6 protein-coding genes are annotated in these 12,315 nt (G+C 47.2%); 3 read left to right on the top strand and 3 right to left on the bottom strand.

Features of this window, described 5'->3' with window-relative positions:
• Positions 1-10 precede the first annotated feature (10 nt).
• Together ESB13_RS19790 and ESB13_RS19785 are read right to left on the bottom strand one after the other, a co-directional pair.
• The gene (locus tag ESB13_RS19790; protein ID WP_129005434.1) at positions 11-1,918 is read right to left on the bottom strand and encodes a RagB/SusD family nutrient uptake outer membrane protein; all 1,908 of its coding nucleotides are present in this window, start codon (positions 1,916-1,918) and stop codon (positions 11-13) included.
• Positions 1,919-1,928: 10 nt separating this feature from the next.
• Entirely contained in the window at positions 1,929-5,063 is a 3,135-nt protein-coding gene (locus ESB13_RS19785) for a SusC/RagA family TonB-linked outer membrane protein (RefSeq protein ID WP_129005433.1), read from the bottom strand.
• Positions 5,064-5,612: 549 nt separating this feature from the next.
• On the opposite strand from ESB13_RS19785, the gene ESB13_RS19780 reads away from it, so the two are divergent.
• Entirely contained in the window at positions 5,613-9,731 is a 4,119-nt protein-coding gene (locus ESB13_RS19780; protein WP_129005432.1) for a two-component regulator propeller domain-containing protein, read from the top strand.
• Between the two features lie 165 nt (positions 9,732-9,896).
• On the opposite strand, the gene ESB13_RS19775 is transcribed toward ESB13_RS19780, so the two are convergent.
• A complete protein-coding gene (locus tag ESB13_RS19775; RefSeq protein ID WP_129005431.1) occupies positions 9,897-11,078 on the bottom strand; it encodes an aspartate aminotransferase family protein in 1,182 nt (393 codons plus the stop codon).
• A 123-nt stretch (positions 11,079-11,201) separates the two neighbouring features.
• On the opposite strand from ESB13_RS19775, the gene ESB13_RS19770 reads away from it, so the two are divergent.
• Together ESB13_RS19770 and ESB13_RS19765 are read left to right on the top strand one after the other, a co-directional pair.
• On the top strand, positions 11,202-11,732 hold the full coding sequence (locus ESB13_RS19770) for a gamma carbonic anhydrase family protein (RefSeq protein ID WP_129005430.1): 531 nt from the start codon (positions 11,202-11,204) through the stop codon (positions 11,730-11,732).
• A 294-nt stretch (positions 11,733-12,026) separates the two neighbouring features.
• Positions 12,027-12,314, top strand: a complete 288-nt coding sequence (locus ESB13_RS19765) for a DUF3630 family protein (RefSeq protein ID WP_129005429.1) — start codon at positions 12,027-12,029, stop codon at positions 12,312-12,314.
• Position 12,315: the final 1 nt, after the last annotated feature.

Raw genomic sequence — 12,315 nt, 5'->3', positions numbered from 1 at the left:
TGAAGGATCATCACCAGCCGGGGTTTTGGGCAAACTCCAGGTACATATTGGCATCTGCATTTTTAAGCGGCAGCCAGTAATGCTTTTCACTGTATTTCCTTTCGAGGATAATGCGCTCACGGATATTCAAAACCCTGTTCGCCTCAGGATGCTCTTTATCGAATGTTCCTGCTCTATCGAACTCTATGGATTTCTTGAGTGTATACGGACTTTGAATCAACTGCCTCCATCTTCTCAGGTCGTTGAAACGATGTCCTTCAAAAGACAATTCCACCGCACGTTCCCTTCTTAATTCAGGACGGAAAGCATTGGCAGAAGCCACAAAACGTGCAGCCACGTGACCTACACCAGCACGGTCGCGGATAAAGTTAATAGCGTCAACCGCCGTCTTGCCGTAAGAGGGATCTTTTGCCGAGGGACTGCCATATCCTTCACTTACTGCCTCTGCATACATCAGGTAAACATCGGCCAGGCGCATATAGGGCAAATGAATATTCAATGCCCGGCTATAGTCGTACCCATTGTCATACCTGTTGGCAGTGCGGGGAATAAACTTGTAAAGCAAATAACCGGTGCGGCTACCTGTACTAATGTTCCTGTAAAGGCCATTTGTAGCGAGGTTGGCATAACGTACCGAATCCTGTGCGCCGGGTGTGGGTGCATCACTGGCGGTGATAGTGCCCTGCACACATTTTACGCCATCATATACGATATCGTTGTAAAAGCGCGGATCACGGCCTTTCCAGGGATATTGCGGGTCGTATCCCGATTCCGCGTCTGCTTTTGTAATATCTTCTATGGGTAAACCATTCGCCATTCCATAGTAATCGACATAGTTGGCCGTGGGCAGGAATTTTACATCACCACCTTCTATCACCGGTGAAGGCTGATATTGCTTACTGGTACCCCAGTTCGAACCATTGGCGCCAAAATAAGGACCACGGAATATAGCTTCCGTACCACCCGGCATTGCCCAATCCTGGCCTATGGTATAGAAGTTATTGAAGTACTTCGAAAACTCCAGCAGCTTGTAAGGCGCATCTCCATTCTCACAAAGCTTCAGCATTTCCGCAAAAGCAGCTGCAGCTTTCTTGCAGTATTCGGTATTATAGGAGTCACTGCCTGTAGACTCATAGTTCATTAAAGGACTACCAGCCCAGAGATAGTTTTTACCAAGGTAGGCCAATGCCATGATCTTGTTGATGCGAAGTTTGTTTTTTCCCAGGGTACGTTTCCCGGTAGTTGTATTATCCCAGTCTACAGGTAATACATCTGCCGCAGCACGAAAATCGGCAGCAGCTTTATCTGCACATTCCTGATATTTTAAACGGGGCAGTGTAAGCTTCTGATCTCCCGGCAATACTTTGTCGATGTAAGGCAGTCCTCCAAAATACTGTACCAGCATAAAATGGAACCACCCTCTGAAGAACAGGAGTTGGCCTTTTATAAGGTTACGTTCTTCCTGCGTTGCATCGGTAAGTTTGTCCAGGTTTTCCAATCCCATATTTGCTTTACGGATCCCATACCAGCTCAGTGGCCATAATCCTTTTGCAAAACGATCGTCATTGGTAGACCAGCCACTCTTATCCATCCATCCGGCGCCCCATCCGTCGAACTGCGACTGCCAGCCCCAGAAATCGCCGTTATCTATTTTAACGACATAATGAAAATCAAGGGCCGTAGACTGGATCTCATCTTCACCCCAGTTCCAGGAATTCGTCCAGTACCGGTTGGTGAAATCGGGAATACATTGGTACAGTTCCTCTGTAAACCCCTGAAAGTTGGTAAAGTTTTTATAGGCATCCTTCTCCGAAACTATAGAGGACTGTTCCCTGTCGAGGAATTTTTTGCAGGATACCGTGCCTGCTAAGGTTGCAAACAAACCCGAGGCAAGCAGGATCTTTATAAATCGTTTCATGGCAAAGCGTTTAAAAATAAATATTGACACCCAGGTTATAACGTTTAACGGTGGGATAAGCCCCCTGTGAAGCCCATCCTGTTCCGGCGAAATTCGATTCCCGGTCGTCAGGCATCTTACTCCAGGTAAGCAGGTTGTTTCCATTCAGGTATAATCTCAGGTTCGACAACCCCAGCTTATTAATGAACCCGCTGCCGAAAGTGTACGATATCTCTGCGTTCTTTAACCGTACATAGGAGGCATCGTACATATACTGGGTGCCCCTGAAATAACCCGGCGGCGTAGTAAGCCAGCGCAGCATGGGAAGGTCTGCATTATTATTGTCCTTGCTCCAGTAAACGCCTTCATTATACACGGTATGATTCTGTGAACCCAGGCTGCCGAACACCACCTGCCTGGTAGCATTATTAACAGCATAGAACTGAACGAACATGCTGAAACCTTTCCAATCGAAACCTATCGTAGCATTGTAGGTATTCTGCGGCCAGGAGGAGTAACCATACGGAATATTATCATTGTCGTTGATAACGCCGTCGCCATTATAGTCTACCAGGTAATAGTTGCCCGGAAGCTTCTGGTTATCATTCGTATTGTACTGGGCGCTGCCATATAATTCATCCCAGGTGTTATAGTAGCCGCGGCTTACATAAGAGTAGGTCTGTCCTATTTCCTTTCCTAACTGTTTACGATAATCCGGCAGCAATTGCGCTTCATCTTTTTCAAGGATTTTATTCTGCGTATGGGTCATGTTGAGATCGGCCCAGAAATGAGCATTTTTACCCAACGGCTGTTTGAAATGCAATTCAATTTCATATCCCTTCGTTGTCACTCTGCCGAGGTTCGCCACGGGAGCGGAAGTGCCGTAGTAACCAGGAATCGCCCTGTCACTGCCCGCAAGCAGAATTTTAGTACGCTTGTCACGGAAGACATCAAATTTTCCCGACAGGAAACCATTGAACAATTCAAAATCGGTTCCTATGTTCAGCTTCTGCGCCTGCTCCCACTGGATATTAGGATTACCTACCGTAGCCTCGCGATACCAGGTATAAGGGCTCGACTCGGCAGCCTCTCCTGTTGTGCCCATCCTCGACTGACCACCATAAGCCCACTGGGTGAGATAAAGAAAACGCTGACCACCCACATTGTCGGAACCTGTTTGACCAACTGACGCACGTAGTTTCAACTGATTGATAAAACGAAGCCGTTTCATAAACTGCTCATTCGAGATCAGCCAGTTTACACCACCTGAAGAAAAGAACGCAAAACGGTTCTCCGGCGCAAACTGGTCAGAGCCGTTGTAGGCGCCATTATATTCAATAGTATAACGGTTGTCGTAATTATAGGTGGTCCGGAACACCCAGTCTTCCCGGTAAGAAGGCAGTACGCTGTTCGTGGCGTTTACGTTGCGGTTGAGCAGGCCCATCGCCGAGATCCTGTGCTTTTGCGCAATGGTCTTTGAATAGTTCAACTGAAGCTGGTAAAACAAGCGCCTGTAATTGGATGCAATGCTTCCTGCCGCAGGTGTCCACTTGATACCTTCCTGGAAATCGAAATTGGAAATACCATCGAAGGCATTTCTATAAATAGCCATACCCGTTGCCGGATCTATCCATTTACGCTGCGCATCGTTATAGAGGTCATTGATACCGCGACCGTTTTCAACGAATGTATTGTCTAGTGAAATGGTTCCGTTGAAGCGGAGACCTTTCAGCAATTTATCTAAATTTTGTTCCAGCGTAAAGTCGGTAGTAACGCGTGCGGTAGTGTTGTACTGAACGCCGCCTATCGCCAGGTTCCTGGCAGAGTTTTCTGCCCGTGCCGGGTTGGGGCCATAATACCCCCATGATCCGTCGGCATATACCGGCATGAAGAGGTCCGGCGCTGCCGTGTAAGCGTCGATCCAGGCGCCGTATTCACTTCCGGTGAATCCCCAGGGCGCTTTCTGAACACCGTACGACCCGGAAAGGTTTACCTTGAACAATGTAGAAGGCGTAAGCTGAAAGTCGAGGTTACTTCTCATATTCAGCCTGTTAAAACCAAACCCAGGATTATAACCGCGATTGTTGTTGTAGGTTTTAAATAAGTCGCCTTCGTGAAGAAAATCGGCGCTGGTAAAATATTTCACCAGCTTGGTACCACCACTTACATTGATGTTGACGTTGTTGGAAGTTGCATAGTCTTTAAAAAGCGCTTTTACCCAGTCTACATTGGGATAACGTTCCGATTCCGCCAGGTTGGCCGGATACCTGTATTTATTTAATATATCCATGGGAATATAATCGGCCCATGATTCAGGCTTCTGCGCGAGCTCATATTCTATAGCTTCATTCTTTATTCGTAACGCATCATAGGAATCATATTTCCCCGGCAGTTTCGAAGGCGCCTTCACAATGGTGTTCACAGTACCTCTTATGGATGCCTTGCCGGCCTGCCCCCGTTTGGTGGTAATAATGATAACGCCATTACCACCCCTGGAGCCGAATACGGCAGTAGCAGAAGCGTCTTTCAATACAGAAACGGTTTCAACAGAACCGATGTCAACGCTGTTCATGGGTCTTTCCACACCATCCACAAGGATCAGCGGTTCAGAATTATTCCACGTGCTTCGGCCTCGGATGAGGATTTGAGGATCTTCCTGTCCCGGCAAACCGGTACTTCCCGCCGTGATAAGGCCCGGAACATTACCGGTAAGCGCCGCACCAATGCTCGATACGCCTCCGGCGCGTTCCAATACTTTCCCCGTTGTTTGGGCAACAGCGGCAACTACACTTTCTTTTTTCTGTTTTCCATAACCTACTACTACCACTTCATCCAGGTCAGCTGTACTGTCTTTTAAAGTGATGACAATATTATCTTGTTGTCCGATATTGATTTCCTGGGAAGCCTTTCCTATATAATCCAGGATCAGGATCTTTTTTCCACCGGGAACCCGTAAAGAAAATTTACCCTCTACATCTGTTTTAGTACTGATATTGGTTGTTTTGACCCGGACAGATACATTTTCTACAGGACTGTTCCGGACATCCACTACCAATCCCCGCACAGTACGGGGCTCCTGGGCTGCAGCAGGGAAACTGAAGAAGGCAGCATTGATGAGGATGACTACCAGCAACAACCATTTCCCCGGTTTGATAAAAGGAATCATGTTGAGCTTTTTGATTTAAATAATTTGAATAAGGCAAAGCAATTCTCTTGACGCTCCGGGAAGAGCATCTCAAAATGAAAAAATGAAATACTGCCGCACGCTAAACACAAATGCAACAGTTAATAAAAAAAGCGGGAAATAAGCTTTTCAATAAATGTTATAACAACACTAATAGGAATTGAACAGCAAAGGTCCGTTGGCAAGCATCGTTCCGATTTCATAAGCAATACAGGTTTATCTGGCAATTCGTTTTTTAGAATGAACAAATTTATCAGAAGCATTTTCCCCCCTTGTTATACAAATCGGGAAAAAAAGGGTAATAATGTCTAAAAGAAAAAACAATACAGCACAACAGCACACAACAACTTGAAATCCAATAAGTTGAATACCAACAACGCCGTTGTAAAAATTATAGATAACGGTTGGAAAAATCACAGGAAGTTATGATATTGCAGTTATCACAATAAAAGCTTGCATATCGCCATCCAATGATCCGTTGTTGTAAACTGGCGTTTACCATCACTTAGAAACTACCTGTTTTCTTGCCATATGAACGCATTCAAAATTGCCGGAATCAGCCTGCTGATAATATCGATCCATTTATGCAACATTGCTGCCGGTCAGCAATCACCCTGGCTTTTTACAAAGCATACTACCAGCCAGGGACTATCATCGCCCACTGTATATGATATACTGCAGGATAGCTACGGATTTCTATGGCTGGCCACCGAAGACGGGCTCAACAGGTTCGACGGCATCAATTTCAGGATCTACCGGCACATACCCGGCAATAATAACGACCTGGGTGTGAACCACGTTACCTCGCTTTATGAAGGCAGGGATGGTCGTATCTGGATTGGAACCAATGGCGGCGGACTTTGTTATTACGACCGGGGCAAGGATTCCGTTTTTAATTATAAGGCAACAGGACCTATTTATATTAGCGCGGTAGTCAATTCCATTAAAGGCAGCTCCGATAATTTAGTATGGATCACAAGCTTTGGTGCGCTGAATACCATTAACCCTGCAACCAGGCAGCTTGTCGAAAACACGAAATATGAACGCCTGCGAAAAGCAGTCGACAAAAAGGTAAGCCTCTGCTTTCTCGAGGATAGTAAACACCGGGCATGGGTAGGCACAACAACGGGTTTGTTTTTTTTCGATCCCGCCGCAAACCGGTTGCAGCATTTTACACACCAGCCGGGCAACAGCACAAGCCTTCCCGATAATGGCGTCAATAAAATAGTGGAAGACAAACAGGGTAATATCTGGCTTGCTACCGACAATGGACTTGCCATGGCGCTGCCCGGAGAAAAAGAATTCCGGAACTACAGCGCAAACAACCCACTCTACCGCATCAGTAATGATTTTATTTCAACTATTGCCGCCGATAACCGTAACCGGCTGTGGATAGGTACCGACAGGGGGCTCGATATATTAGATATAACAACAGGCAAACTGGTGAATCTTCAGCCCGATGAACGAAATTCCGCCAGTATCAGCAGCATGTCTATCCGTTCCATTTCAATTGGCAGGAACGGATTATACTGGATAGGCACTTTCAGGGGCGGGCTCAATATGTTTAATGAAAATGCCAACAACTTCAATAGCAAGGAATATAACGCCTTCGATCCCAAAGGTCTTCGTTCGCGGCAGGTCACTTCTTTTGTAAGCCATAAAAACGATGTACTGCTTGGGTCCGATGGCGGCGGCCTGCAGTTATATCACCGCAATACAGGCCTGCTCGATGCCATTCAACTGCCTGTTATCAATAAGAACGATAAACATGGTTTAGCCATCCTTGCCCTTGCACCGGGAAGCGGTAGCACCATATGGGCAGGCACTTTCTCGAACGGACTCTATCATTATAATCCTGCAACAGGAAGTTGCCGGCATTATGAAAAAGGGACACAAAGCAGTGATCTCAACAGTAATGACATCTTCTGTATACAGGAAGATGCACAGGGTAATACCTGGGTAGGCACCAATGGAGGCGGTATCAACATTATAAAACCGGGAGGTAACGAAGTTGTTAAACACCTGTACGACCCCGATAATACAGCGGCTTCCGTTCCCCCCAGTAATTATATCCGCTGTTTAAAAGAAGCCCGTGACGGGCGGATCTGGATCGGTAGTTTCGGTTCCGGGTTATCGGTCTTTGATCCCGCATCGCAACGATCTACCTTTTACAGGAAATCCGACAGCGGTCTTCCGAGCGATTATGTGGTATCGTTGATGGAAGACAGTCACGGCAATATATGGGCAGGCACAGGTGGCAATGGAATAGGTATGTTAAGAAAAGGAAGCAACCGGTTTGAAGTGCTGAATGAAAAAAACGGGCTTGCCAATGCCACCATTCATACCATTATAGAAGACCAGCAGGGAAAAATATGGATAAGCACCAATAGCGGGCTGAGTTGTTACGATCCCGTCAGCAGGAATTTTAAAAACTTTACGCAAAATAACGGTCTGCAGGTAGGCGCCTTTCTGCCCGGCTCCGGCATTATGCTGGCTGATGGCGAAATATTTTTCGGAGGTCAGAATGGCTTTAATCATTTTAACCCCGGTACGCTGAAAACCAATACCACTCCTCCCCGCGTGGTATTAACCAGCCTGAAAGCCGATAACGAACCCGTTAATAGTTCCGGCGCCATCATCGACAGCTCTATACAGGTCGCCAAACACATCAGGCTTAAGTACAAGCAGACTTTTGCAATAGGTTTTGAAGCACTAAGTTATACTGTCCCCGAAGCCAACAGGTATGAATACCAGCTGGAAGGGTTCGATAAAACATGGGTTAGCGCAGGCAAAGATCATAGCGCCTACTATGCCAATGTGCCGCCGGGCAACTATACTTTCAGGGTAAGGGCCTGCAATAACGATGGCGTATGGAATAACGATGGCGTTTCCATTGCAGTAACGGTGATCCCTCCCTTCTACCGCACAATTTACGCATACCTGGTTTACCTGCTCATTATAGTAGGTATTATATTGTACCTGCGTCACAGGGGTATTCAGAAACTCCGGATGCAGTTTGCTTTGGAACAGGAACGAAAGGAAGCAAAACAATTGATAGAAAGACAACAGAAAGAAGCGGAATACCTCCACAAGCTCGACCAGCTGAAAATAAAATTCCTTACCAACTTAAGCCATGAGTTCCGGACGCCCATATCGCTGATCAATGGGCCGGTAGATACGCTGCTGAAGCAGGCTACTGAACAATTTTCCAGCATTCAGCTGAACCTGATCCGCCGCAATTCGAGACGGCTGCTCAACCTGGTAAACCAATTGCTGGATTTCCGGCAGATGGAAGAAGGAGAACTGAAACTGCATGTAAGTGAAGGAGATTTTGTGTCATTCGTCCAGGAAATATGCGATTCCTTCAGCGATCTTGCCCGGCAAAAAAAGATCGGCTTCGGATGCCATGCCGCCGCTTCATTGCCAGCAGTTCTTTTCGATAGCAACAAGCTGGAAAGGGTGTTGTTTAATTTGTTATCTAACGCGTTCAAATTTACTCCTGAAAACGGCAACATCTCCGTTAACATCCGCGAAGAACCGGAGAACGCCAGGCCGGGTTTTACGACGGTTATCGTATCTGTAATGGACTCGGGAATAGGTATTCCGCAACAGGCCCTGCCCCATGTGTTCGATAGCTTTTTTCAGCATGCAACAGATGCGCAGGTGATCAATCATGGCAGCGGCATCGGGTTATCTATCACCAAAGAGTTTGTAGAACTGCATGGAGGCACTATCATCGTTGAAAGCCGCGAAGGAGCAGGCAGCAATTTCAGCTTCCGGTTACCCCTTCAGCTTGTTGATAAACCAGGGGAAGCCGACACCAATGCCGGTTTGGCCGAACACGGGAAGCAGCCTTTACAGGATAGCAAGCCATCCATCCTGATCATCGATGATGAAGATGATTTCCGCTGCTACCTGAGAGAAGGACTGCACGAAGAATACCGCGTGTTTGAAGCAGCCAATGGCAAAGAAGGATGGCAACGAACGTTGTTTCATCACCCCGATATTATTGTTTGCGATATACAGATGCCTGTTATGAACGGCCATGAACTGGTGCAGAAACTAAAAGCCGACAAAAGAACACGCCATATTCCCGTAATATTACTTACGGCAGCAAATACCCCTGCGGGAGCGTTGGACGGACTTGAAACAGGCGCGATCGACTACATGACAAAGCCGTTCGACTTTGCGGTGCTCCATGCCAAAATAAACAACATACTGCTCCTCAATCAATCCTTTAGGGAAACCTACTCCAAACAGGTCATCGTTGCACTTCCGGAAACAGAAACCACGTCTCTGAAAGACAAGTTCCTGCAGGAAATGCTATCGCATATCTACCAGAACCTCGACAATCCTGAGCTATCGGTAGAATCGCTCAGCAGCCACCTGTTTATGAGCAGGGCATCCCTTTATAATAAAGTACTGGAGTATACCGGTAAAACACCTGTTGAATTCATACGGTCGGTTAAGATTGAAAAGGCCAGGGAACTACTTGAAAAAAAGGGGCTCTCCATAAATGAGATCGCCTATGAGCTGGGCTTCGCGTCTCCCAATTACTTTACAAAAGTGTTTAAAAGCCAGATGAAAATGACGCCGTCCGAATACCAGGCGATGAAAGAAAACGAGCCGGGAAACGAAGTGCACGGATAATCCTGCTCCCGGCACTTCGTTTCCCTATCACAGGGTAATCGCCCATCACAGGGTAATCGCCCATCACAGGGTAATCGCCTATCACAGGGTAATCGCCCGGCAACACGGTAATCATCAGTCTCCGGGATTGATTTCCGGCCATCGATGCATAAGTGACAGCATTTTCTATAGGTCACTGACGGCCGCAATAACGCGGTCGCAGATCTCGTGTATCTGTTCCGTAGTTGTTATAAGCGGCGGCGCTATACGCATGCTGCTGGCGTTGAACAGGAACCAGTCTGTAACCATCCCCATTTCTATACAACGTTTAATTACTTTATGGTTGGTTTCAAAGCTGTCGAATTCAACAGCCGCCCAAAGGCCCGCAGTGCGCAGTTGTAAGATAGCCGGGTGCTGCAAACGCTCCTGCAGGATCTTTTCCTTTGCCTGTACTTCACCGGTAAAGTTGCCGTCGAGCAGCACTTCAAGGGCCGCTTTGCCTGCGGCGCAACTCACAGGATGACCGCCAAACGTGGTGATATGACCCAATACCGGGTCCTGGATAAGCTGGTCCATGAATTCCTTCGACGAAATGAACGCGCCAAGAGGCATGCCGCCTCCAAGGGCTTTACCAAGCAGCAGTATATCCGGAACCACTCCATATTGTTCAAAGGCCCAGAGGCTGCCCGTACGGCCAAAACCAGCCTGTATTTCGTCAAAAATGAGCAGGGCGCCCGTTTCGGTACATTTGCACCGCAGGGCCTGCAACCAGGCTTCATTTGGCTTATTCAGGCCGCTTTCGGCCTGAACCGTTTCGGCAATGACGCAGGCTGTTTCGGCAGTGATGGCGTCCAGGGCTTCCTGTGTATTGTAATTTTCGTGCAGTACGCCAGGTAACAACGGGCGGAAAGCATTGCGCCAGTATTCACTGCCCATAACGCTCAATGCCCCCTGGGTGCTGCCATGATAGGCATTATTGAAAGCAATGATCTGTGAACGGCCGGTTACCCTTTTGGCGAGTTTCATGGCCCCTTCAGTAGCTTCGGCGCCACTATTCACAAAATAGATGCTGCTGAGAGAGGCCGGCAGCAGGTCCGCCAGCATTTTGGCATAATGCACCTGCGGCGTTTCTATGAATTCGCCATACACAATGAGATGCATATAGGCCGCCGCCTGCTCCTGTACTGCCTTCACTACCTTAGGATGACTATGGCCAATATTGCACACGCTGAAACCAGAGATAAGATCAATATACGCTTTACCGGCAGCATCGTACTGGTAAATGCCTTCCGCCCTTACCATCTCAAGCGCTATCGGCGCCGGCGAGGTCTGAGCCACATGCCGCAGAAATAATTGCCTGTTGTTCATTGTTCACAACGTTTTAAAAAACGGGGTATCCGGTAATGATTCCGGGGCAGCGAAGTTCGGTTTTTTTCGGCTGTTCGCTCCCGGTAGCCTACATTTACAACCTCATCATTTATCCTCATTATTATGGCCACCATTATTCCGGTTCTCGGTAAAACTCCCGCTCTCGGCAACAACTGTTTTGTAGCACCCAACGCCACCCTTATAGGCGATCTCCAGGCCGGTGACGACTGCAGCTTCTGGTTTAATGCAGTAGTCCGTGCCGACGTTCATTTCATAAAAATGGGCAACAAGGTAAATGTACAGGACGGCGCGGTGATCCACTGTACCTACGAAAAACATCCAACCGTGATCGGTAACAATGTCTCTATCGGACATAATGCCATTGTACACGGTTGTACTTTACATGACAACGTGCTTGTAGGAATGGGCGCCATCGTCATGGACCGGTGCGAAGTCCATCCTAATGCGATAATAGCCGCAGGCGCCGTGGTACTGGAAGGAACCATTGTTGAAGCAGGCTGCATTTATGCAGGCGTACCGGCAAAAAAGGTAAAGGAACTTCCTAAAGACAAGACGCACGGCGAGATAGAACGCATTGCTAACAATTATTTAAAATATTCTTCATGGTTTTCTGATATCAATGCAGCGAAATGAAAAAAATGTTGTCATTATATCAGGGTAGCCTGCTTTCAACCAAAACTAACTGCTTAAATTTTCACATAATGGTAATACCATACAAGCGGGCTACCCTTATTATTAGCATGATCTTTGCACTTACGTTCGTGTCCTGTAAAGTGAAATATGGATGTCCCAGTAATGGGAGAAATGTAGGAGCAGAGAGGCTAAGTGCAATCAGCAACGACCCCAAAGCGACGAAAAAACTGAAAAAAGAGCCTAAGTACAGGCTTGGCAAATATTGACGACACTATAAGAAAAAGGGGGTCACTTATGAAAACTAAATATCACAGCACACTAACAACACCAACGCCGGCGGTAATCGAAGAAACCGGCACCTTAAACCAGTTCTATTCTTTTACCCAACAGTTGAGCAACCACAAAAAGGTGCGCTTTACCGGTAAAACGGATGAGGCCGACAATATCGACTGGAACTTCAGGTATCGCGGTCGCGAACTTACGCTGCAGTATAATATCTACAATGGTATTTCACTGATCCCGCATTCTACCAGGGGGAATGAAGCAGTAGAAGAACTGGCGTCTACACTAAGAGCACGCTAGA

The sequence above is a fragment of the Filimonas effusa genome (assembly GCF_004118675.1).
GTDB classification, from domain to species: Bacteria; Bacteroidota; Bacteroidia; order Chitinophagales; family Chitinophagaceae; genus Filimonas; species Filimonas effusa.
The sequence above is the reverse complement of the archived record's forward strand: the minus strand, read 5'-3'. Positions and strand labels throughout refer to the sequence as shown.